This is a genomic window from Porphyromonas miyakawae, assembly GCF_045865415.1.
GTDB lineage: Bacteria > Bacteroidota > Bacteroidia > Bacteroidales > Porphyromonadaceae > Porphyromonas > Porphyromonas miyakawae.
Genome location: NZ_BAAFSF010000004.1, coordinates 639,113 through 663,339, shown reverse-complemented (window position 1 = coordinate 663,339; position 24,227 = coordinate 639,113). Strand labels below are relative to the sequence as shown.

Genomic DNA, 24,227 nt, shown 5'->3' with positions numbered 1-24,227 from the left:
ATTGATATTTTGTTGTTGATTTTATCCCATTGACTTTTCAAGCATCTTCCTGTAGGTAGCCGATTGCACCCGCAACTCTGCATCCGTACCCATTGCTTCAATCTTACCTTGATGGAGCAACACGATCTTATTGGCTCCACGAATGGTACGCATGCGGTGAGCGATAACAATGACAGTCTTCTCCTTGATCAGCTCCGACAAAGCCTCTTGTATTAGGCTTTCATTTTCCACATCTAGCGAGGCCGTGGCTTCGTCCATCAAGATGATGGGTGCATCTTTTAGGAGGGCTCTGGCAATGGAGATCCGCTGGCGTTCTCCACCAGAAAGTCGCTCGCCGTTTTCCCCGATGACGGTATCAATACCATCAGGCATACGATCGATAAACTCATCACAGCGGGCAATTTTGGCGACACGAGTCACTTCCTCGTCCGTTGCTCCTTTCTTGCCGATACGAATGTTGTCTTTGATACTGGCATTGAATAGCACTACATCCTGAAAGACAATGGCGTAGTTCTTGAGCAGTGTTTCGGGATCTATCTGACTAATATCCTCGCCACCGAGCAGGATTTTGCCCTGCTGTATGTCCCAAAAGCGAGCGGCCAACTTGGTCAGCGTGGTCTTGCCACTTCCAGAAGCCCCAATCAATGCTGTCACCTCGCCTTGTTTCGCAGTGAAGCTCACGCCGTTGATGACGGTATAATCCTCGTAGCCGAATACTACATCTTTGAAATCTATACTATAATCCCTAGGGTTCATCTCTTGTTTGCCCTCCTGAATAGGCATAGTCTTGATCTCCTTGATACGTGCCACCACACCATCGAGTGTCACGATCATAGCCATAAAGGACAGAATGCCCTCTATAGGCACGTAGATGCTTGCCGTGAGGATGAGGTAGGCGATATAGACCAGAATATTGATTTGTCCGGCAATCAGCATGTTGGCACCGACAATCGCCACCGAGACGATTCCGAGCTTCATCAGCATACCAGCCAGTGCGGTGGCAATACCAGCGGAGAGTTCCATCTTTACCTTATTCCTAGTATTACCATCCATCTTGTGGTAGAACTCGTTCAGTGTCCGCTCTTCTAGATTATAGGACTTAATCTCCTGTATCTGGTCAATCTGCTCTTGTAAGTCGTCAAGCACGTCACGACTGGTCTTCACATAGGCATTCACATCATTCCGTTGTTTCTTCTTGGAAAGTGAAAAGAGTAGTAGCGAGACGGGGATGACCCACAATGCCGCCAATCCGAGCTGCCAATTATAAGCAAGTATCATTACAGATATAATCACCGTGGAAATGGATGTGGCATAGATATGCGGCACGGAGTGTGAGAATATCTGCTCATAGAGATTCAGGTCGCTCATCATCGTCGCCGAGAGGTCGGATACATCACGCTTGCCGAAATATGAGAGAGGCAGTTTCTTCAGACGGTTGGCTATATCAATGCGTGAGTTGGCACTCTCATTATAAACATTGTCGTAAAGGCGTACGTAATCCCACCTTGCCACAAAAAACATCACCAACAGCATCACTAAGATGATGACGATATAGTCTACAAGGGTCAGCTCTACTGGTGCAGGAATACCCTCCAAACTGCCCAAATATTGGAATAAAAAGACAAATCCGATAGTGGGCGGAAACATCTTGGTCAGATTTAGGATGGTATGCGAGAAGATAGACTTCTGCAGGTTCTTCGCACCCTGCTCCGACATGGCGTATTTTTGCTTAAAGAACTTATTCATTTTCATAGTCACCTCCTATTCTCCAATTGGCGGCTTTTTGATACTCGCTCCACAGCTTTTTGTAGACACCGCCTAGGGTTAATAATTCGTTATGCGTACCACTTTCCACGATTTTGCCATTCTCCATTACTAGGATTCTATCGGCATTGATCACCGTGGAGAGCCTATGCGCAATCATCAGCGTGGTTTTGTCCTTTGATAGCTCCTTGAACGAGGCTTGAATGATATGCTCGTTCTCGGGATCTGCAAAAGCGGTTGCCTCGTCAAGTATCACGAAGTCGGCATTCTTCAGGAAAGCCCTTGCGATGGAAAGGCGTTGGATTTCGCCACCTGAAAAATAGGTGCCCTTAGTGCCGTATACGGTATCCAAGCCCTTTTCTAGATTATCGACAATCTCTTTGGCTCCAGCTCTGACGAGAGCTTGCTCTATCTCCTCATCGCTGGCGTTGGGGTTACCTAGCAATAAGTTCTCCCTTAGGCTCATCTTAAAGAGCTTAGACATTTGGAATACAAAAGCTACTTTTTGGCTCAAGGCCTCTTTCTTATACTCCTTGATACTGGTGCCTCCAATGAAGATGTCGCCCTCATCGGCATCGTAGAAGCGAGCTGCCAAACGCGCCACGGTGGTCTTACCTCCTCCTGAAGCTCCCACCAGGGCAACAGTCTCACCTTTGTTCACCTTAAACGATACATTGTCCAGCACTTTGTCTTTTCCGTATGAAAAGGAGACGTTTCTGAACTCCAAGCCCTCTCCAACAGCTGTTGCTTCGCCGTAAGTGAGGTCTTCATAATCCAAAGCTGTGTCAATCTTATCCAACGCCAACTCTGCGAAGTAGATGAAGTTTTGCATGGTGGCACTTCGCATCATAAAGACCCCGAACACAGGCCCTATTAATAGATAGATAACGGAATTACCCAGCACCTCTCGCATATCACCCCCCGAGGTGATCATCATAATGGCAACAGGCACCAAGAAGAATGCCGTAGAGCTTGAAATGGCTTCGTACAGCGACATCTTATTCTTGAACCCCATGCTCCACCGCACTACGAAATCTTTCAGCTTTACGATGAGTGAGTAGAAACGATCGAAGCTCTCCACGCTCTGGGCAAAGGTCTTTACTACTGGGATGCCACGCACGTATTCTACCGATTCGGCAGAAAGATTGGCAAGTCCCTCGTAATACTCTTCCCGCAACTTCTTGCTCTTTGGGGTCGCCATAGTCGCCATCAATAGCATGGTTATGACCATCGGAACAAGGCTCACTAGACCAAGCCGCCAGTCGAAAAGGAAGAAGAAGATCAATAGCACTATGGGCGAAACAATCGTCATGGCGAGGTCGGGCAACTGATGTGCCAGCATCGTGTGGGTCTCTCCAGCCCCATCGACAATCGTCTTGCGGAGATTGCCACTTTCACGATTGGCAAAGAAGCCCAAAGGTTTCGCCATCATCTTCTTCACGCTGAGTTTGATGATGTTGGCCTCTACCTCAAAAGCGAAGAGGTGGGATACCATTAATGCACAGAAATAGAGTAGCATTCCTGCTGCAGCAAAACTTGCTGCCAGAATGGCGTAGTATCGTATGGCTTCCCCATCGACACTACCACTCAAGATAATCCCGCTGACAATCTTATGGATATAGACCATAGGCATCAGCACCAAAATACCCGAGAGGGCCGAGAAAACCATCGCCAGCGGAAGCATATACCTTTTCTTACCTGCGTAGTGGAGTGATCGCTTCAATACCGACGGCTTCTTCTGTTTGTTTGTATTACTCATTATGATTCAATTATGTTTGTTTGTTTATTTGGTCTTTTGATAGTGTTCGTCTCCTTGCCAAACAGACGGAACTTCTGGATGAGTATAGGCGTCACAAAGAGGTCGGCAAGCAGTGCCGACAAGATCCCTGCCACAGATAGTATGCCCATATGTACAAAGGAGAGACCCTCTGATGTGGTGTATACAGCGAAATTGGCACAGATTACTACGCTTGTCAAGACGATTGGAGTACCAATGGTGTGGAATGAACGAAGGATCGCATTCCTATAATTGCCCTTACGGTCAAACTCAAGATGACTATGATTGATGAAGTGTATGGTATCGTCCACAGCCAAGCCGAGGATCATCGGCATAATAGTGCCCGTCATCATATCCAATGGATAGCCCAGCCACCCCATTAGTCCGCCAACGACCAGTGCCGGGGTGATATTAGGGATTAAACCGACAAGTCCTATGCGTACACTGCCGAAAACGATCATCATCAGTATACCTATAATGAGGAGAGAAATGGCGAACGAAACCATTTGCCCGCGTGCAATATACTGCATCATTACGGTAAACTGTGGGATACTTCCAACGGTCGTGACCGCTGCATTGGGAAAGAGCTTCTGTGCGTAAGCAATTATATCGTTCAACTCTCGCTCCGTTTCCCCTGAATCGTATGAATTCATCTCCACCATCAGGCGAAGACGGCGGTAGTCGTAATCTATCCAATACTCCGCTTCACTACCTCCCGCATTTTCGTAAAGGAGCAACAGCTGTGCAACCTCATCAGGGTTATGGGGGATGGTATAATAAGAAGGATTACCGTCATGGAGCGTTTGATTTAGGTCTTTGAGTATATTCAATACCGAGGTCGTTCGTTTGGTCAACTTATACCCACCGGCATGCTGTGCAAGGGAGTCCAATTGCAGTAGCATTGTTGGAGACTTTGCCAATCCATCTTCCGGGAAGTCGATCATTACATCGTAGGTATAAACAGACCCAAGTTCGCTTTCCCCCACCTCCAATAGGTTGTTGACATAATCAATCTTTCGTCCCATCGTTCGCTCCACATCAAAAGCCGTCTCTATTTTGGTGAGTTGGTAGATAAGAACCACAGAGATAATCCCAGTGAGCCATAGTATCAAAGTGCCATGCCTGAGTACACTCTTACCTAAGCTTTCTAGCTTCTGATTCATCCACCTTCCACCAGTCTCCTGCACCTTGGGGTGAGGCTTTCCGTCCTTGCCAAAACTGAGGAGAATGGGCATCAAGGTAATGGTGAAAAGGAATGACAGCATCACACACGAAGAGGAGGCTATTCCGATAAAACGCATCGGCTGCATAGGAATGGCGAGGAATGAAAGCAAGGAAGCGAAAGTGGTGAGTGCACTGAAAAGCACTGGCCACCCCATTTCCCCTACCGTTTCCTCTACGGCTTGTTTCCTTATTCCATGAATGAGGAACCTACGCTTGAAATAGGAGTATACGTGAATATTGTATGCAATGGAAACGGCAAAGACCAACAACATAGGGATCATTACCATACCACTGTCTATGGTCATACCAACATATCCCAGCACCCCATACACCACGATGATGGAGCTGATAGCGGTGAGAAGAGGGACGATGACCCCTCTAAATGAACGTGTCACCAATAGGAGAATAAGAATGGAGACGAGGGTTGCGATACCCATTACACGTGGCATTTCCGTCCCTATCCATTTCATTTTCATCGCTGTCACATAGGGTAGCCCAGTTCCTTTGGGATGAAGTGCCTTGTACTTGTCCTTGGTGATAATATGATCTAGTTCATTTCCCGTAAGGACCTCGGGAGAAACAGGATTCTTCCCCTTATTCCAAACAGAGTCTTCGGGAAAAGTACGTAGCTTGAGTATAATCCACGAAAGCGTCCCATCTTTGGAAATTAATCGCTCTGCTACGTGAGGTTTCATATAAGCCTTGCGACGAATCTCTTCCAATTGCTTGGGATCCGTAGGGATCGTGTCGGGGACTATCTGCTCAATGGCGATACCATCTTCGCCTCCCATCATAAACTCGATGTCAGTAAGAGAGGTGATTTTGTCGGCGTACGAAAGGCTGTCCACCATCTCGTTCGTTAGTTCACGGATCAGCTCCAGATTGTCTTTCGTAAACGAATTGTCACACCTAGTCAGCACGGCTGCGAAGTTGTCATTCCCGAATATCTCCTTGAATTCTTCGGTCTTGACAAGCATCGGGTCGTCTTCGAGGAAGTAGTCTTCCCATGAGGCACTTACCTTGAAGTACCTAAGTCCCGATACGCCGATGGCAAGGATCAGGATAAACCCTCCCAGCACTACCCAGCGATTACGCATCATTCTTTTGCCACGTAAGGCAAACCAATTGTTAATTCTTTCTATTTTCATATCGTTTCATGTTATATTGATCTTGAAGTGTCTTTACTCCTAAGTGGCAATAGTCCAAAAGAGAACAGGAGAACGTTTTGTTCAAAAACAAAGCGAGCCGCCTCTGTAGGCGACTCGCTCGATAGGATGATTTCCTAAAATGAAATCTCTTATACTGCAGGACTCCAGAATAAATTCCCCCGCTACTTTGTATTTGGATAGTCTGTATCATTGATTTCATTCTTTATTGTCATTGACCACTCGTCCCAAGCTTTAGTGCAATAGACATTGCCATGGCTTTGCCCACACTTATCAGCATCAAAGTGAGAAAGCCCATCAATGCCCTCTTCAAAGAGTAATTCTTCCATTGCTAGTGACATATGTAATGCTCACAATCCTCTCTGATGATCTACCTTCATAAGTTGCTTCCACCCACCTGTACTGAAGTGAATGTATTCACCGATAAAGCATTCGATATCCTCGGAGGAGAGCTCCTCGTGCAATACAATCTCTCTCATCATACTAATCCACCAAGAGCTGATGAAGTGTATGAAAAAAGGGGAAACACTAGTATGTAGCTTTGGATATAATTCTTTCATCCTTTCTAGATAGTCGATTCCAGTTGTCGTGCTTTTATCAATCCATCGCTCCCAATAGTCTTCAAATCGTGTATCTCGAGCATCGAGAAATAGCAACCTAAACTCTTTGCGATAACGAGTAATCACACCCATTACCTCTTGCATGGATTCACGGTGATACTCTTCTGAGGTAAAGATCTCAAGTGAAAGGGTCTTATCACAATTATGTTTTTCCAGCATATTAGTCATCGCCTCCAAAAGTGGACGCAAGACGATTGCCAGCAAATCATCCTTGCAGGGATAATAATTGTATATGTTGCTTAGCCCAACACCAGACAGCTTGGAAATCTCACGCATAGATACCGCCTTGAAGCCTTTCCTTAGAAACGCTTCTCGAGCTGTATCTTGCAATAGTCTGCGTGTATGTTCCTTTGTCGTCTGCATAATAACAACTTAATCCTATCTTCTGCGAGCAAAATTCGCAAAGTTTTTCAGAACGCACAATACCTAAAAAGGGGGATTTTCCGACCAGCCTTCTTGTTGTTTATGACACGATAGAACTACGATATGAATGATTATTCATACTTCCAAGTAGTGCATTCCTCTACTAATCCCTCCAATAGCAACCTCGAAGGCATTGGCATCCCATTCTTTGATGAGGTGAGCAAGTGCAGGGGCGGTATTGATGCGGGTAGTCTCAGAGTCTACGAGGGATAGCACCTCTTGCTTGATTTGGCGGTAATTGGCTTCGATAGTCTCACGCAGACTATCGGAGCCATTTTCGTTTGTGATGTCCGCTATGATGGCGTTCGACACGGCTCTGAGAGAGGGGCGTCTGAGGGATGCTGAGTCATTGCTTGATGAAATTAAAGGCAAAGACGCTTTCTATTCTAGTTGCTCGAAATTGATTGACGAATACCTTCACTTATATTGCCCTTTGCCCAACGCAAGGTGCGGTTGGTAGAGTTGCCGCCTTATGAGCGTACAGTGTGGTATAGTACCTTAAAATGTTATAATGTTAATGTGGATCTTAATTGTCAGTTTCTACAGTCTATCATTATTGTCCCTGCTTGACAACGATACACATCTCGAACGTGAGGATTCCCTTCATAATGATTTTTTAGATCTTCCATCAAGGACTCGTATTCCTCGTCACTCGCTACTTTCTCTATGCGAACATTAATGAGTCTTCCTATAGGAAATACCTTGTACTCTCTATCTGGAGTATATTCTTCTGTACCTCCCATTAAACCGTAGCTCTCGTATTCTGTATATAAGCTTTCAACCACTTTGTCCGTTATCTTAAACAGTTCTTTGTGCTTAATTTCATTACAACCTGATTCATCACAACCTGACAACGTAATTATAGTTGTAAATAAGAATATGACATTTAAGAGTATAGGCTATTCTTATATGCTTGCCTTGCGACAATGGCCTCTCGTAAGTTTTAAAAAAAACATGAGAGTTCATCGTAACATAATGTAGAGAAGATTGCTACTTCTTTTAGACCCCTTTGCTATACAATTTCACAAGCTGATTGGTGTAGCTGTATAGGTAAGCTTTTAGGCTATTGCGGTTGGGAGCATAGTACTCTGTCCATATTGATTGACGAGGTATTTCTTTAGTGCATCAGGGATGTCAAAGCGGTAGCCCAAATGGTACAGCTATACGGAAACGTGGGCTTGAGTTTATGGCTTTGCAGAGCCAAGTCTTCTCCTCTCGGTTCTTCGTTTCGCCAGAATTGAGTTTCGCACTCAGAATGTATACTTTGCTGCTGCAAAGGTTTTCAACAGGGTACGTCCCAATGGACGAACTTGGTAGCCAACGCCTGCTCAGTTTGTTCAAATTCAGAACTTATGCGGTAATGAGAGGAGGAGCTATGACTGGGAAGCAGAAGTGCAATGCCTTAACACAAGAAGCAAAAGACAGTGGACTTGATTTCAGTGGCTAAAGAAATCTTGAAAGAGCAAAAACCGATAGCTTATAGTGACTTGGTGGTCTCAGTAATGGAGGAGATGGATGTCAAAGATAGGACGGCAAAAAAATATATTGCCTATATGAGAGAACAAAATATCCTATCTCAAGATAGTATGGGTAACTATATAAAAGGCAAACTATGTCATACTTAGCCGAGAAAAGGCACCACGAGCAGCCATACAATATTAAGCCATTCAATTAAATAGCCTACGACATCGGCCATCTCAATCGGTTTATCCGCAACACTCCCGCTTAAGCACACCACTCCCTTACGACCTTTGCCGAGCCCAGTTAATCACTTTTTGGCATTCAATACGAAGCAAATCAGTACTGTTAGGTATTTCCAGCAGGGGGAATAGCCCGTAACTTTGCATAGATAAAGGGGAACGAGTTGCGACGCTCCCCGATCACTTGTAATTCAAATAAACATCTATCTATGCAACAGAAACGACTACGTTTTAGAACATTGCTCTTGTGCCTCTTGCTCCCGCTCATCGGGCAGCTGCAAGCGCAGGCCATAGACTTGGGAGACTTTGCCAATCCCTCGTCACACTTCGACCAGAGCGTCGGGCAGACGGCGCCCTTTGACTTTGATTACCTCAGCAGCGTCACCCAGCAGAGCTACACCGCTGTGGAGCTACAAGGATCAGAGGGCAAGCTTAAGGAACTCTTTAACCCCACCCAGCGACCTCAAGATGGCAATGTATGCCTTAAGAGTGACGTCGCTCTTGCGACCAGCAAGCTCTGGGTCGTATCCTATGCTGATCAAGAGTTGAGAAATCCAGCCTACGAAGGCAAAGAGGATCCACTCAATGGCTACATCAAGCTCACCACGGCACGCGCTGTCGGCGAAACCATTGATATGAAGCTCATAGCTGAAAATCCTAGGTTCAATAACATAACCATCGAGGGTGTCAAGGAGGCTCCCCAAATCGGTAATAAGAAAGTGAAGTACACACTCACTAGTCAGACTATCGTACTGAGGGGATCTATCAAGAGCTTTGACTGTGGCAAGAGTCAGATTACTAAAGTCGAGTTAATCCAGTGTCCTACGCTCGAGAGCTTCTTCCTCGGAGATAACCAAATTTCCGAGCTGGACTTCACCGCCTGTGTCAAGCTGACGAACTTCAATTGCTACAACAATCAGCTTACCAAGTTAGATCTCACTCCCCTCAAGAAGCTCAAATGGTTCAACTGCTACGGCAATAAGCTCACCAAGCTAGACTTAACCTCCTGTCCTGGAGTCACAGCCATACGCTGTCAAGACAACCAGCTCTCCGAGATAGTTATCCCTCAGGGCTCTCTCCTCTCTGCTATCGATTGCTCTAAGAATCAGCTCGCTGAGCTAGACATGTCTCACTGCACCAAGCTCAGAAGTCTCAATTGCAGTGACAACCTACTCACCAATTTAGACCTCTCACAGAGTCCTGCACTGGACAATCTCGTCTGCTACAACAATAAGATACGTGGCAAAGCGATGACCCAGCTTATCAAGAGTCTCGCTGACCGCTCGCAGAAGAGTACCAAGGGCAAGTTTAAGGTACACTTTAACCCCACCCAGCGACTTCAAGATGGCAATGTATGCCTTAAGAGTGATGTCGCTCTTGCGACCAGCAAGCACTGGGTCGTATCCTATGCTGATCAAGAGTTAAAAGACCCAGCCTACGAAGGCGAAGAGGCTCCACTCAATGGTTCCATCACGCTCACCACGAGTCGCCAGATCGGGAGCAAGATAGGACTAGTCATCGAGGCTCCGGGTGCCGTCCAGATAGCGGGAGTCAAAGAGACACCTGTGCTAGGTAAGTATCAGAACTACACCATCACCAGCCAGCAGGTCACTATACAAGGAGAGATCACCAAGCTACAGTGTAGTAGTAACAACCTCTCGGCACTCCAGCTGACAGACTGCCCCACGCTACGGACGCTTGTCTGTTTCAATAATGAAGTCACAGCTCTCGACCTCTCGCATGCTCCTAGCCTTGACTCTTTGATCTGCTACATCAATAAGATTGAGTCGCTAGACTTCTCTCACTCTCCACATCTGCAACTCATAGATATACAGCAAAATAAACTTGCCTCCATAGACTTAGCGCCGCTCCAAAAGCTCAAGAAGATCAACTGCGCTAAGAACAAACTCAAGACTCTCAACCTTACCACCGCCAAGGCTCTAGAACGTCTAGACTGCTTTGACAATCAGCTTACGCAGCTCGAGCTACCACAGACGGCCACCCTTACTTGGATCAACTGTGGAGGCAACCAGCTATCCTCACTAGACGTCTCTGCATGTACGGGACTGCAGACACTCTCTTGCTACAAGAATCAGATACGCAAGCAGGCCATGACTCAGCTCGTGCAGGCTCTCCCAGATCGTACAGGTATGGAGCCTGCGGGCATGTTTGGAGTGCACTTTGATGAGACCAAGATGGACGAAGATGGCAATATATGCCTTCCCAGTGATGTAGCCATAGCTCGGGGCAAGAACTGGCTTGTGCGCGCTGTATCCTCTCAGACAGACTACGCTGGACTAGCTACGGGTGTCATCATGATTACCCCCAGTGAGGGCGTTGAGGAGATATCGCTGACCATCCGGGCTGTCGGCGATGTCACCATAGAAGGTGTCATAGAGGAGCCCACTATCGGGGAGAAAGCGACCTACACGCTCCTAAACAAAGTTGTCACCATACGAGGTGACATCACCTCTCTCGGATGTAGTAGTTCCAAGCTACAAGAGTTGGACCTCATCAGCTGCCCTAATCTGACGCAGCTCTCCTGCTATAGCAACAACCTCGTATACCTCTCCCTCTACAAGTGCCCTAAACTCACCTCACTGAGCTGTCACACCAACAAGATAGAGAGACTAGAGCTCGTAGAGTGTTCCAGCCTCAGCTCACTCGACTGCTCTAGCAATCAAATCAAAGGCGAGGCTATGACTCAGCTCATGAAGAGCCTACCCGACCGCACGGGACTCAAGCAGGGTGAGATGACCCTCTACTTCTCTAGAGACGAGATAGACTTTGATGGCAATGTGTGCTACGATACGGACGTAGCTATTGCTAAGGCTAAGAACTGGAAGGTGGGCTTCACTATGTCCAAAGATGAGTACGAAGGCAAGGTATCGCCCCAAGCCCAGCAAGCCACCATCACCCTCACCACCAGTCGCCCCATAGGTCAGAAGATCTCTCTAATGATCAAGGCTGAGGACGACTTCACCATCGAGGGGGTCGATGGAGTACCTTTTAAGGGATCCTATATCAAGTACACCCTCACTAGCCAGACCATTACCATACGTGGTCGCATCACTCAGCTCGCTTGCTGGGGTAATGATCTCACAGCTATCTCACTAGAGAACTGCCAGGATCTGATAGTACTAGCCTGCTCATCTAATAAATTGACTGCCCTAGACCTCTCGCACTGCCCCAAGCTCTTTCTCCTAGCCTGTGCTAGGAATCAAATCAAAGGCGATGCCATGAAAGCTCTCGCTGAGAGTCTCCCTGATAGGAGCAACACAGATTCCGGGATCTGGCAGGTGCACAAGTCTCTAGATAAGATAGCCGAAGATGGCAACGTCTGCCTCAAGAGCGACGTAGCCATTGCGACGCAACGGGGGTGGCGAGTCGTCTTCTCAGAGACCAACGAGGACTACCCTGGAGCTGATCCCAGCGCATCAACCTATACGGTAGACCTCAAGGTCGGCACTGGCGGTACAGCCTCTATCACAGGCTACTCAGACCTCAAGGCAGTCCCCGTGGGGACCACGCTTACAGTCGTTGCATCCCCAGATGAGGGATACAAGCTCGCGCAGATACTTGTCAATGAGGTAGACTGCACCGAGAGCAAGAGCTTTGTCGTCAAGAAACCAACGATAGTCCAGGTGACTTTCCAGAAGGTAGATCGCATCGAGAGCGTCACAACTCCAGCTTTAGAGATTTACCCTAACCCTGTCACAGACTATCTAATCGTACGAGGTGGAGCTGGCGAAGCTACACTACACCTATACGATACTGCGGGAGCACTCGTCCTGACGGGTCAGACCGACAGCCAAGGCACCGCCACGCTAGCACTCGGCTCCATCCCCAGCGGACTGTACATCCTAGTCGTAGGCGACCAGCCTACCTCCGTCCTAGTTGCAAGGTAGAGGAGGCTCAGACCTATGGTCACTCTAAAAGAAGGGAGACACTCCACGTGGAGTGTCTCCCTTCTCATTTGTATAGCAGTCGTGTTAAGTGACTCGGGTGGGATTCAAACCCACGACCTTTAGAACCGGAATCTGACGCTCTATTCAGCTAAGCTACCGAGCCTCTTCCTATCGCTACAAAGGTACGGAAAAAGAGATTAGACCTTAGCCGACCCAGTTAGTTACGTCTGGGTATTCACCACGTAGCAAATCAGCATTGTTAGGTATTTCCAGCAGGGAGAATAGCCCGTAACTTTGCATAAATAAAGGGGAACCATGAGTTGCGACGCTCCCCGATCACTTGTAATTCAAATAAACATCTATCTATGCAACAGAAACGACTACGTTTTAGCACATTACTCCTATGCCTCTTGCTCCCGCTCATCGGGCAGCTGCAGGCGCAGACCATAGACTTGGGAGACTTTGCCAATCCCTCGTCACACTTCAACCAAAGCATCGGGCAGACGGCGCCCTTTGACTTTGATTACCTCAGTAGCGTCACCCAGCAGATCTACACCGCTACAGAGCTACAAGGAATAGAGGGCAAGGAGATCACCAAGCTAGCCTTCCAGATCTATCTGTCTGAAGGCGAGTCCTACAACACGGAGTACACCAACGACCTCCAGATCTACCTCACCAACGTATCCAACGACCTCTTTGAGTCAGTAGCTGGCAAGTATCACTGGCTACCTATCAATGCCGAGCAGGATCTCTATATGAAGAAGACGATCACACTCGACCTACTGGACTTAACAATCAATGGCAATCACGAGACCTCAAAGGCTGGCATAGCCTATCACACGCTAGAGCTAGAGCTCGATAAGCCTTTTGTCTACACAGGGCAGTCTATCCTTCTCTCCGTACGCTCTAAGGCTAGTAAGTCCGCTGTCAATGGTCCAGGCAGATCCAATATAGAGTTCTGTAGCTATCCTAAGAATGTCAAAGAGATGCCCGTCCGTACAATCAATAAAGCAACAGACAAAGCTATCAACGAAGGCTTCGTCGGTGTACTCGGTGAGGCGGCTGATCGTGGGCAGAAGGATCGTGCCGTGATGCGCATCACCTTCCGTGACGCCAGCACGCCTCAGCCTAGCTACGACCCGATACACCCTGTCGTACAGCTCACCGAGGCTGGATCTCTAGCTAAGCTGATGCAGGGGATGGATCTCCTCAAGTGCCAGTCCATCACGGTCTCTGGTCCGATGAATGCTGAGGACTGCAAGACAATCCGTGACAACATGGGCAATCTGACTGAGATCAACATCGCAGATGCGACCTTTACTGAGGATCAGCTCCCCGAGGCTGCTTTTTATAATATGCCTCTCGTTCGCAAGGTGACACTTCCCCGCACCCTCAAGGTGGTTGGCGAGAGGGCTCTAGCTCAGATGTATCAGCTGGAGGAAGTCGTCCTCGGCAGTCAGGTGACTAAGATATGCGATAGCGCCTTTGCGCAGAATCGCAGTCTCACCAAGCTTAGCCCGATGCCTGCGCTCATCACTATTGGCAAATACGCCTTTAATGAGTGTACCGCACTCACCGCATTCCCTTGGCCTGAGACATTGACGACGCTAGACACAGAGAGCTTCTCTGGCTCTGGACTCACCGAGGTGCGCCTACCCAATGTTGCTGTCGTCCCCAGCACCTGCTTCTCCAGCTGTAAGGCTCTTACAAAAGTGTATCTCGGAGCCAAGACGACAGAGGTTATGTTTGGCGCATTTGCTTATTGTAAGGCGCTGACAGATATTACAGTTGAGGCGGTCCAACCTCCTAAGTCTCACATCAAGGCCTTCAATGGGCTTAAGCCTGCGAACATCAATCTCTTCGTACCTAATAATGCGCAAGAGGCCTACAAGGCGGCTAAAGTGTGGAAGGGCTTCCACATCTTGCCCATTCCAGGCACAGAGCCACAAATTAAGAAGTACCTACTCACCTATCGTGTCATTGGCGAGCATGGTACCCTCAAAGCCACAACGGCTACCGGCACCGTAATAGACTCGCAGACGGAGGTCGAGGAGCATACGGCTATCACCTTTACCGCAGATCCTAAGCTTGACTACGTCGTCAAGAGCTTTAAGATCAATGGTACAGAGACCCCCATGACCGCCGGCAAGCAAAATGTCCAGACGTATACATACAACATTGAAGCGGCCACAGAGGTGACGGTCGAGTTCGTCCATCGTCCCTATACGGTCACTTACTCTGTACGAGACGGTGTGGGAGGCACGATCACAGCTACCTACAAGGGACAGCCACTCGCCTCAGGAGCTACGACACCTGCTGGAGAGTCTGCGACGATCATCTTCACCGCCCACCCAGAGGAACACTACCACGTCAAGAAGTGGGTCGTCAATGGTCTCGAGGGCCCCAAGCCTGCTGAAAACAATCAGTGGCAGGTCATCTCGGGCAAGGACTACGTCGTTGAGGTCATCTTCGAGCGTGACAAGGTCTACTATATGGTCAATGTATCACAGGTAGGCAACGGTGGTCCCATCTACTTAGAGGTAGGTGGCGTACGTAGTGCGCTCAAGAGCAAAGTGCCTGAGAACATGGACATCCGCGTCTACGTCGAGCCAGACGAGGGCTACCGTCTAGACTACTGGATGGTCAATAGGGAGCGCATCAACCCTGTCGATGGCTCGTTAGAGTACACGACCAAGGCAACGAAGGATCTACGCATCGTAGCCTATTATGCCAAGGAGGAAAAGAACAATGCCATCGATGCGCCAACAGCGGGCACGGCCGATGTAGCTATTGCCCTAGAGGGGCAGAAGATTACCCTGACCAGCAATACGGGTAGTGCTCTCGGCTCCGTCGCCCTCTATGACTACTCAGGTCGTCTCATTGAGCAGCGTGTCGTGGCCGACAAGCTCTGCACGCTCACCGCACCACAGGCTGGCATGTACCTACTCTCTATCGGCACGACCACTGCAAAGGTTTTGGTCAAGTAATAAGATTATAGGGAGAGCTCACCTCAAAGCTCTCTGCTAACATCACAATAATAGGACGCACAGACATGTAAATAGGTGTCTGTGCGTCTTTTTTTAGGAGACATCCGAGGGAAAAAGGGCTAATTCCCAATAGTGTCCTAAACGTTTTTTTTCGAGTGATGGGTGTAAGAGAGCTGTCAAGCGGGTCAATCGCCCTTTGACATTTGCTGTAAAAACGGGGGTATCCCCCCTATGCTATTTCGGACTCGTCCGGAAGCGGTGAAAACGGCTCTTTTATCCATTGAAAAGGTCGATTTTGGTGAAAGTATTGAGCCTCAAAGATGCTGTTAAATTGGAGAGACACCATGGGTGTTTTGCAATTCGCTTAAGATATTGAAGTAGGAGAATCGTAATCAGAGCCGTCCAAGTCTGAATCTCGACAGCGTTTTGAGAGGTCCCCAGAAAACTCTTGATATGCAGGTTTTGCTTGAGGTTTCTAAAGAAGATCTCAATCTTCCAACGTGAGCGATATAGTGCTGCAATAGTACTGGCTACATGCTTAAAGTCATTGGTATACAAATCAATCGTGTAACCTCCTTAACTTTGTAGAGGCCTATCCTACGAATCTTCTTAGGGTACTTGCTCGCTGTCTCTACGCCTGTCAGTCTTACCTCTTCATCTTTCAGTATCTCTTGAGATGTCGTATCAGGCAAGTCTCTCTCTCTGATTGATTCAAATTGGATGTTGTCTCTTCCTCTGACGATGAAAACAACCCCTGTGCTGTCCCAATGATTCAGAAGCTCAGCATCACTGTAGATTCGATCAGCGACAACGATGGTTCCTCGGGCAAAGTGGAGCTTTTTGACAATCGTATTGTCGGCTCCCTTGCCATTGCTTATACAGACGAATTCAGGCAGAAGTGTCTCAAAATCAAGCACTGTATGTATCTTGACAGCTCCTTTAGTATAAGTATAAAGAGCCCAGTCATACATACTTAGACAGAGGAACATTAGGGTTGAGTCTAGAAGACAACCCTTTGCCTTCAGCCGTTTCTTCATCTGCTTGAGACCTCCGTGCTGTCCCAAATATTGGAAGAGGGCATAAAAGACATCTTCGAAGAACTGAGAAGTCCTATTGGCGTTTTGGTAACTGATATTGGATTTGGATGGGGCTCGTGAGAGTCCTAAGTGATTGAGATTGCCTGTGGCAGATTGTAGCCCCTCTGAGATTTGACGTAGCGACACGCTACCCGAGAATTGGCTGAAGATCATAGTCACCAAATGGCTCCACGAGTTAAAGCCCTTTGCATGCTTGTCCGTGTCATGCTTCTTGACTAATCGTTGGATGATTTCTCGAGGTATGAGTCGGATTACTTGTGCGAATAGTGTTATATTTGCCATTGAAAAGGGTGGTTTGTGACAGCTTTTACTAGCTGTGCTTTGTTTCAATTACAAACCTACCCTTTTCTCTTTACCCTGCAAAACGTTTAGGACACTATTGACTAAAATCAGTATCTTTGAAAAGTCAAGACAACTCATTCTAGTATGACGACGAAAACGATGTCAACCGAAATCAGTTTCAGCAAAAAAATAAGTCAACCATTTTCAGGGAACGACAGTAGGGCTGCATCAACAGAGAATCAAATAAGACAAAGTTACGGAATACCACCTAAAACCATAGCAGATATTCCAGATGACGCTATGATGAATGTAATTTTATTGTAAATTAACAATAAATATGGATAATATAAAGAACTTTATTGAAAGAAACAACGGTACTTATAATAAGTATAAGAATATTTCGGAGAATACGATCTCAAAATATATAAGCCTTTTTAAGGGTAGATTTCCAGAAGAACTTATATGGATTTGGAGAAATATGGGGGCTGGAGTATTCGAAGATGGGTATTTGCAAATTGTAGATCCTGAAGAATATGATTTTGCATTTGATTATATTGATAAACTATTGGAACCATGTATTATTTGGGGAATTACAGCATTAGGTGATTTGCTGTTGTGGGAGGGTAATGATAATTGGACTATCGCTCCTGATGAAGGAAACCGTGCAGCCTTCCTCAATATTAGAAACTTTCAAAAAAGTATGCTAGGTCGTAAAGTCAATGTGTTTTTAAACATTTTAATAAATGACAAAGATGATTTAATAGATACATACAAAGCTAAACCCTACTTAGATGTTAAAGGAAAGTTACCTGCTTTACAATACGGACAATGCTATGGTTATGTACCGGCATTAGCTTTAGGAGGAAAAGCATCCAATAAAAACCTGCAAGTAGTAGATGCAAAATCTTATATTGACATTATTGGACAGGCTGTAGGAAAAATCATAGATTTAGAAGGGTAATATAATTTTATTCAAAGAACTGCCATGTGTCTTACCCTGAAAAAGTTGACTCGTAACTAACATAATTATGAGCACAATGAAACAGAGAAAAGACACGAAGTCTAACCCCTCACAGGGATCAAAAAGACTCCCGACCAAGGGACATGCGACAACGGCCGAACGGATTGAAGCACTAAAGCGCTATTACGTAAATGGCTACTCGATCCAGCTTCTAGCAAACCAGTATCAGGTAACCTCATGTACGATTCGCAATTGGATTCGTATCTTTGAGCAAGAAAACCCTGAAGTGGCTAAAGCTATGAACAAAAAGAGAATACCCCCACAATGGACCTCCTCAGAGGAGCTCCGCAAGGACGACTATGTTGCCCTGAAAGCACGTATTATGGAGCTCGAAAAAGCTCTTCACCAAGCCTGCTTAGAGCGAGACGTCTTCAAGACCTGCTTGGAGGTGTACGGCATTGATGAGCAAAAAATAAGTCAACCATTTTCAGGGAACGACATCCTGATAATCCTGTAAATAGAGATTTGTTTAAAATAGATAGAGAAGCCTATTGGAAACAGAGAGCAGAAGTAGAAATAAATGCACGAAAAAATAAAGGAATTTGCAAACAATAAAATTGATATTTATGTTGTCAGAAAAAGTTAAAAATTATTTGATAGAAACAGGATTGTACGACGAAACTGAAGATACAAATTATCGAAAAGTAATGTTAGATTTAGGGATTAAATTGGATACGACCTTCGCCCAATTTAATCTTTATACAAATGCTGTAACATTTAAAGGTCGTAGTTATGAACTATATAATGTCTGTTGGTTTAAAATATATTCCGATGATTTGGATTATGGTATAGAATCAGCCCATAAAGTTCTAAAATTACCCGACGAATATATCCCATTAGATAGTTTTGAGGGAGAAGGAGGTTTTTTCTATAATCGAAAGACAGGGGAAGTTTTAGAACTTGAACTTGGACAAAAGTTAATTGATTTTCAGAATGGGCAACTACGACCTCAATGGAAAGATTTTAATTCTTTCTTGGAGTGGTTTTTTGAATTAGAATAAACTTAAACCTGCCTTGATTGTGGAGGGTTGTTTCTGCTTTCTTTTCTTCCGCCTTTGGCGGAACATCGGCAGGTGCTTTTTTGTGGCTTCGCCACTAAAAAATGACTTTTTCGGGCAAGTATGCAAAGTGTCCTCTCCTGAAATAGTACACAGTTGGGACGCCAACCCCAACAACTATGAAAGAAGAAAAAAGTAACCGAGGACGAAAGGGATATCCCCTAGATTTCAAATGGAGAGTCATTGATGACCTCCTAGCCACTGGCGAGAGCATCGCCACGACCAGCCAGCGCTACGGCATTACCACACGCACCATTCGAAATTGGTTGCGTACCTTTGGAGTAGAGTTACCCAACCAAAGCAGCAGTAGCACTATGAGCAAAACTAACAAATGAGTACACTCACAGGACTAACAAAAATGACCCGAGTACCATCTCAGTAATACCTTCCCAACTGTGTACTTTTTTCAGGAAGAGGACAAGATAATAAACCTATAAATATTAAGAAATGCCTAAATCATCAATATTCTTTTTAATCACATTCATTTTTTTGCTTTTTGGATGTACAAGAAATAATATGCCGTCAGATCATCAAATGTTAGAGCATTTCAATCTCTACGAGTCTGAATTTGAGAGATTGAGAAAAATTTCTGTTAAGTACGATGGATTTCATTATCCCCCTTATGACGAAACAGATAGTACAGCCTATGTTATTTCATCTAAAGATAAAAAGGAATTGGACTCTTTAATCAAGAGACTGGATATTATTAGTATACAGTATGATGGGATATCAGAAGTATGCTTGCTCTTTCATACATGGGGTGTTTCTATCAGCGGAGGGTACAAGGAGTATGTCTATACTCCAAATCTTGAGGATCATATAAAGAACTACGATAAAGAGGTTGCCTTAGATCCCAGCACTGAAATGTATATCGTAGAAAGAATTACGGAAGAAGATTTGGATCAAGTTGCCCAAAGATATTCTGCAAATATAGAGTTATATCGTCCTATAAAAAATGGTTGGTATATACATCTCAGTCGAGAGAATTGATTCTTGAGATGTATGCTATTCTTTTATGAGGTAACGTAAAGATGGATTTGTTTTGATGCGCTCTATTTCTAATTCTATCAATGACATAACCTCCCGTTTTACGCGCTTGTAGTTGGCTTCGATAGTCTCTTTGAGACTATCGGAGCCATTTTCGTTTGTGAAGTCCGCTATCATAGGAATAGGCTGGTAAGCTTTCGTTTCAGCAGAGACCTTGGCAACATCCACAACGATTTCTGCGTGGAAGATTTTCTGATCGATGCGTTCATCGAAATTGTCAGAGACAGCCCCAACGAACATACCTTGTGTAAGGTTACTAATCTTACTTGCAGGAATCAAGCTATCCATCTGCGTAGATATAGATGTGGACTTGTCGTTACGGTTGATGGTCATGGACTGGCGCTGTTGAAGAACTTTGCCGAAACGCTCTGAAAGCGTCTTAGCCGTTTCACCTACAACTTGCCCGCTAAAAACATTACCCACCGTGTTCTGTATCACCTTACTCTCCTTATCCCCATAATCTCGGGTCAGCTGCGAGAAGTCCTGAAAGCCTAAGCACACAGCGACCTTGTTACTTCTGGCTGTAGCGATCAGGTTATCCAGACCACGAAAGTAGATAGTCGGTAGCTCATCTATAATCACCGAGCTTTTAAGTTGATGCTTCTTATTGATGAGCTTCACAATGCGACTATTGTAGAGCCCAAGAGCAGCCGAATAGATGTTCTGTCGGTCGGGGTTGTTCCCTACCACAAGCACTTTCGGCTCATTAGGATTGTTGATGTCTAGAGAGAAGTCATCGCCCGTCATCACCCAGTATAGAGCGGGAGAAATCATTCGTGACAGTGGTATTTTGGCACTGGCTATTTGCCCCTGTAACTGGTCTTGCGCTCCACCCTCCCAAGCGTCCATGAAAGGCGAAAGGTAGTTCGCCAGTTCATCGTAAGAGGTGAGTATCGGGAATATCTGGGCATACGGTCGATTCAAGAATTCTATGGCATGTGGAAAGGTGCAATACTTCCCCTCCTCGTATATCTTCAAAAACCAGATGATAGCTGCAAGCAAGATAATTAGAGACTCCACAAAGAAATCACCTTGCTTCTGAATCCAGGAGCGGTTCAGATTGAGCATAATAGTGTAAGCACTCTCGTAAGCATCTGATATATCCGTCATAAAGGCTGGATTGATGGGATTACAGCGGTGCGACTTACGAGGGTCATCAAAGTTAATCACAAAGAACTGTGGTTGTACCTTATAAGCATCCAAATGGGGGCGTAAATGGTTACAGGCAATCTCCGATAGGTCGGGGAACTTGTAGTCGTAGATGTACATCGCAAAACCTTTCTCAATCTACTGCTTGATGTAGTTATTCACGACAGCGAAAGACTTGCCCGAGCCAGGCGTACCCAAGACCATTGAAGCTCGAAACGGATTGACCACATTGATCCAGCCATTGTTCCATTTCTTCTTGTAGTAAAAGCGTGTCGGCAGATTGACCGAGTACTCGTTCTCCATCAGTCTCGTCTCTTGCATGAAACTCTCATTCTCCGTATTGAATACATCGTCCATAAGGTTATTTTTCAGCAGGCGACTCATCCATACGCCAGCCATTAGCAGGCAGATATACCCCACAGAGAGTGTGAAGATGTAGAGCGAAGCTGCACCAACGACTCCAATCGGGAGTGCCAGCAGCCACCAATTGAGGAAGAAAAGTACAAACTCAATGGCTAAGACCGTCCAAATCTTAGCCCAAGTAATCTTCTCTTCCTTTACACCACGAGTTCCTAAGCAAGAAAGAGCAAGGAACAGCACACAAAAGAGCTTCGTCCAGAGAATCGAGGAGAAGAGCCCTGCTGTCCGTTGAAAGTTCATCAGAATCTTATCGAGTACCGAGAGTGTCAAGCCCCAAGTATGGAATGCTTCATAGCAAAACCAGTAGCAGTTGATGAGGAGGAATAGCACAGAGATCCCTCTTATAAAGTCCATAATCTTGCCCAATGCTCTCAAATCATCTTCTTGTGCCATAATGTCCTTTATCTTAATATCTTTGCAAATATAAGAGTTCAAAGTGACGGGCACTTATAATTAGGAGCCGAGAGTGAATTTAGGGGAAGAATAAGGCACAATAATTCAAAGGCAGAAAAGTGGAATTGGAAGATTTAACTAAAAAATGCTCGCTCAAATATATGGCTTTATAATATCAAGAAGTAAATCCGATTCATCTGCTGTCAAAATAAAGCATGGGACTTTTAGTACAGATGCAACTTGTTTTGCGTATTCTTTTGCGCAGCTTTGAAATTCACGTAACAAATCAATATTATAATCCTTGTTGTCTCTTGTCATGAGCCTATTTTGAACTACTTCTTCATCGGCTGAAATGACAATAATAAGAGATGGATTCATATTGATAAAAGTGGATAATGGAACTTTTTGAATACATCCACTACAAGTTAAAAGGCAAAAATGACCATCAAGCAATATGGAGTTGGTTCCTATCTCATCTAATGACTCTAACGCCTGAATTAAAATATCTTGATTCCCCTGAACATCAACCACTTCTTTATCCTTACTGTTTTCCCAGTTTATTAACTCACTGGATGAATAGTAATGCAAATCATCTCGTTTATCTGTAATGGATTTGCAGACAGCACTTTTCCCAACTCCATGGATTCCTCCGACAAAAATTATTCTATTCATAAGCTTATTCTGAACTACTGTTCTCGATAAAAGAATGTTGGCATATAGGATGAGTTCACTTGAGTTTTAACAATTCAAAACTGCACTCCTCTATATATCGAAAAGACTGAGGAGCGACAAATGTTTCATTATGAATCCTAGGATCAATTGGTTTTTCGTACAAGCGTGGTTCTGTAATTCGCAGGGCAAAGCCAGTTTTCTTACCTTCAAAATACTGATCAAAGCGTTTTTTTGAAAGACCAGAAACTTTAGAGGTTTTACGCCAAATCTCTTGAGGAGAGTCTTCAATAATCTGTTCAATCCGAAACTCGCCGACAATTTTTCCAATGGGCATCGTAGCGTAGACTACGACTTTAGAAATATCAGCCATTTTAAAAATAGACCTCCTATATTCAAAGAGCTTCTCCCCTTCAAAAATGACCTTAACAAACTCAGGCTTGATTGATAATAATATATTCATCGACACCTCCTAATTTAAGTATTTCCTCAAATTGGTTATCTGTAAGCTCTATGAAGCCAGCATAAGCATCCCGACTAATTCCGACTTTCTCGATAAGATCTTTTCGAATGACCCTTGTTGTCAAAGCCGCATTGTAGGTCATTTTTATTACTACGAGGTTCTGCTTTTTGAATCGTTTAGCAAGATCCTTTTCATCAAAGATGCTATAAGCATTTGCATAGCCAATATATTCCTCTACAGAGGAAAAGTCATTGCGTGTTTTTACCTCTTCTACACGGCATATAGATGTCACTACACTTCGATACCCTGCATTACTCTTTCCGTCTGATGTCCGATATATAACTAATAAATCCCCGGGCTTCAGTTTGTCAAGACCCATCATATTGGATACATAGATTTTATGTATGCTATTTGTATGAGAAACATCTTTAATTAACTCGTACCTTTCTTTTCTCTCGTTGTGCAGGATTGAGTCAGGGAACATACGTGTATGAAATTCTGGATATATTGATAGAGAGTATTTTTTGTTGCCACGTATCGGAATCAATGGATAGTCTTTCAATAGATCACCAGTAGTGTCAACCAATCTTTTTACGAATACTAATTCGTCTCCTTTCTGTCCTTTTTGAATAAACCCGTATTTCTTAAGCATCTTAATGAGAGCTTCATGCTTTTGGAATATTGTAAGATAGATTTCCTCTACTCGCTCTGTAATAGCGACATCGGTAATCCTTTTAATAAATCGTTCCCCAAGCTTAGTATTATGTGCATCAACTTTGAATGTCCCCACCTTGAGACGTTTAGCAGGAGAAAGTATAGGAGAAACGTCTTCTACAATGCCTTCTTCAATCTTAGTGTAGAGAAATGCCTGAATATAGCCTTCCTCATCCATTAAAATAAAAGCGGTCTCCGATTTTTCAGCTTTCCGATTAAACCAGTCAGAAAAACCTTTATAGTCTTCTTTGAGACTGTCGAAAAAAGGGTCGTTTAGATTGATTGATGAAAAGGGGACAAGATCAAGTCTATCCTTATTGGTTTGTTCATTCATAATTATTCTAT

At 45.1% G+C, this 24,227-nt stretch carries 19 protein-coding genes, 1 tRNA gene and 3 pseudogenes; 10 read left to right on the top strand and 13 right to left on the bottom strand.

Going from position 1 to position 24,227, the window contains the following annotated elements:
• Positions 1-21: 21 nt before the first annotated feature.
• The 7 genes and pseudogenes from ACLWMH_RS08350 to ACLWMH_RS08320 all read right to left on the bottom strand — a co-directional run bounded on the left by ACLWMH_RS08350 (position 22) and on the right by ACLWMH_RS08320 (position 8,328).
• A complete protein-coding gene (locus ACLWMH_RS08350; RefSeq protein WP_411916257.1) occupies positions 22-1,746 on the bottom strand; it encodes an ABC transporter ATP-binding protein in 1,725 nt (574 codons plus the stop codon).
• The gene (locus ACLWMH_RS08345) at positions 1,739-3,523 is read right to left on the bottom strand and encodes an ABC transporter ATP-binding protein (RefSeq protein WP_411916212.1); all 1,785 of its coding nucleotides are present in this window, start codon (positions 3,521-3,523) and stop codon (positions 1,739-1,741) included. Before ACLWMH_RS08345 ends, ACLWMH_RS08350 begins: the two co-directional genes overlap by 8 nt.
• On the bottom strand, positions 3,523-5,913 hold the full coding sequence (locus ACLWMH_RS08340; protein ID WP_411916211.1) for an efflux RND transporter permease subunit: 2,391 nt from the start codon (positions 5,911-5,913) through the stop codon (positions 3,523-3,525). Before ACLWMH_RS08340 ends, ACLWMH_RS08345 begins: the two co-directional genes overlap by 1 nt.
• Before the next feature lie 182 nt (positions 5,914-6,095).
• Positions 6,096-6,272 carry a hypothetical protein gene (locus ACLWMH_RS08335; RefSeq protein WP_411916210.1) on the bottom strand — a complete coding sequence of 59 codons (177 nt, stop codon included), beginning with the start codon at positions 6,270-6,272 and terminating at the stop codon, positions 6,096-6,098.
• Between the two features lie 9 nt (positions 6,273-6,281).
• Positions 6,282-6,914, bottom strand: coding sequence for a TetR/AcrR family transcriptional regulator (locus tag ACLWMH_RS08330; RefSeq protein WP_411916209.1), 633 nt, complete (start codon positions 6,912-6,914; stop codon positions 6,282-6,284).
• A gap of 135 nt (positions 6,915-7,049) precedes the next feature.
• Positions 7,050-7,346: a hypothetical protein gene (locus ACLWMH_RS08325; protein ID WP_411916208.1), complete on the bottom strand. Its 297-nt coding sequence runs from the start codon at positions 7,344-7,346 to the stop codon at positions 7,050-7,052.
• Positions 7,347-7,973: 627 nt separating this feature from the next.
• Positions 7,974-8,328 (bottom strand): annotated as a pseudogene (locus ACLWMH_RS08320) (hypothetical protein).
• Between ACLWMH_RS08320 and ACLWMH_RS08315 the strand changes: the two are divergent.
• The 3 genes from ACLWMH_RS08315 (at position 8,275) to ACLWMH_RS08305 (ending at position 12,582) form a co-directional block, all read left to right on the top strand.
• Positions 8,275-8,421: a hypothetical protein gene (locus ACLWMH_RS08315; RefSeq protein WP_411916207.1), complete on the top strand. Its 147-nt coding sequence runs from the start codon at positions 8,275-8,277 to the stop codon at positions 8,419-8,421. The pseudogene ACLWMH_RS08320 and the gene ACLWMH_RS08315 sit on opposite strands and share 54 nt — an antisense overlap.
• Entirely contained in the window at positions 8,399-8,599 is a 201-nt protein-coding gene (locus tag ACLWMH_RS08310) for a hypothetical protein (protein WP_411916206.1), read from the top strand. The genes ACLWMH_RS08315 and ACLWMH_RS08310 overlap by 23 nt, the downstream gene beginning before the upstream one ends.
• 284 nt (positions 8,600-8,883) lie before the next feature.
• On the top strand, positions 8,884-12,582 hold the full coding sequence (locus ACLWMH_RS08305) for a T9SS type A sorting domain-containing protein (RefSeq protein ID WP_411916205.1): 3,699 nt from the start codon (positions 8,884-8,886) through the stop codon (positions 12,580-12,582).
• Between the two features lie 89 nt (positions 12,583-12,671).
• Here ACLWMH_RS08305 and ACLWMH_RS08300 read toward each other — a convergent pair.
• A tRNA-Arg gene (locus ACLWMH_RS08300) sits at positions 12,672-12,745 on the bottom strand.
• A 202-nt stretch (positions 12,746-12,947) separates the two neighbouring features.
• Between ACLWMH_RS08300 and ACLWMH_RS08295 the strand changes: the two genes are divergently transcribed.
• Positions 12,948-15,569, top strand: a complete 2,622-nt coding sequence (locus ACLWMH_RS08295) for a leucine-rich repeat domain-containing protein (RefSeq protein ID WP_411916204.1) — start codon at positions 12,948-12,950, stop codon at positions 15,567-15,569.
• A gap of 229 nt (positions 15,570-15,798) precedes the next feature.
• Here ACLWMH_RS08295 and ACLWMH_RS08290 read toward each other — a convergent pair.
• Positions 15,799-16,948: pseudogene (locus ACLWMH_RS08290) on the bottom strand (IS4 family transposase).
• Positions 16,949-17,092: 144 nt separating this feature from the next.
• Between ACLWMH_RS08290 and ACLWMH_RS08285 the strand changes: the two are divergent.
• From ACLWMH_RS08285 to ACLWMH_RS08260, 6 genes are all read left to right on the top strand, one after another.
• The gene (locus ACLWMH_RS08285; RefSeq protein WP_411916203.1) at positions 17,093-17,272 is read left to right on the top strand and encodes a hypothetical protein; all 180 of its coding nucleotides are present in this window, start codon (positions 17,093-17,095) and stop codon (positions 17,270-17,272) included.
• A gap of 13 nt (positions 17,273-17,285) precedes the next feature.
• Complete coding sequence (locus ACLWMH_RS08280) at positions 17,286-17,909, top strand: T6SS immunity protein Tdi1 domain-containing protein (RefSeq protein ID WP_411916202.1); 624 nt, start codon at positions 17,286-17,288, stop codon at positions 17,907-17,909.
• A gap of 76 nt (positions 17,910-17,985) precedes the next feature.
• Positions 17,986-18,426: a transposase gene (locus tag ACLWMH_RS08275; RefSeq protein ID WP_411916201.1), complete on the top strand. Its 441-nt coding sequence runs from the start codon at positions 17,986-17,988 to the stop codon at positions 18,424-18,426.
• Positions 18,427-18,535: 109 nt separating this feature from the next.
• Positions 18,536-18,970: a hypothetical protein gene (locus ACLWMH_RS08270; protein ID WP_411916200.1), complete on the top strand. Its 435-nt coding sequence runs from the start codon at positions 18,536-18,538 to the stop codon at positions 18,968-18,970.
• A 176-nt stretch (positions 18,971-19,146) separates the two neighbouring features.
• Entirely contained in the window at positions 19,147-19,362 is a 216-nt protein-coding gene (locus ACLWMH_RS08265) for a transposase (protein ID WP_411916199.1), read from the top strand.
• 112 nt (positions 19,363-19,474) lie between these two features.
• The gene (locus ACLWMH_RS08260) at positions 19,475-20,017 is read left to right on the top strand and encodes a DUF4948 family protein (protein ID WP_411916198.1); all 543 of its coding nucleotides are present in this window, start codon (positions 19,475-19,477) and stop codon (positions 20,015-20,017) included.
• A 15-nt stretch (positions 20,018-20,032) separates the two neighbouring features.
• On the opposite strand, the pseudogene mobC reads toward ACLWMH_RS08260, so the two are convergent.
• The 4 genes and pseudogenes from mobC to ACLWMH_RS08240 all read right to left on the bottom strand — a co-directional run bounded on the left by mobC (position 20,033) and on the right by ACLWMH_RS08240 (position 24,216).
• Positions 20,033-22,036 (bottom strand): annotated as a pseudogene (gene mobC, locus ACLWMH_RS08255) (conjugal transfer protein MobC).
• Between the two features lie 153 nt (positions 22,037-22,189).
• A complete protein-coding gene (locus ACLWMH_RS08250) occupies positions 22,190-22,708 on the bottom strand; it encodes an ATP-binding protein (protein ID WP_411916197.1) in 519 nt (172 codons plus the stop codon).
• 55 nt (positions 22,709-22,763) lie between these two features.
• Positions 22,764-23,168, bottom strand: a complete 405-nt coding sequence (locus tag ACLWMH_RS08245; protein ID WP_411916196.1) for a hypothetical protein — start codon at positions 23,166-23,168, stop codon at positions 22,764-22,766.
• Positions 23,140-24,216: an N-acetyltransferase gene (locus tag ACLWMH_RS08240; RefSeq protein WP_411916195.1), complete on the bottom strand. Its 1,077-nt coding sequence runs from the start codon at positions 24,214-24,216 to the stop codon at positions 23,140-23,142. Before ACLWMH_RS08240 ends, ACLWMH_RS08245 begins: the two co-directional genes overlap by 29 nt.
• Between the last annotated feature and the right edge of the window lie 11 nt (positions 24,217-24,227).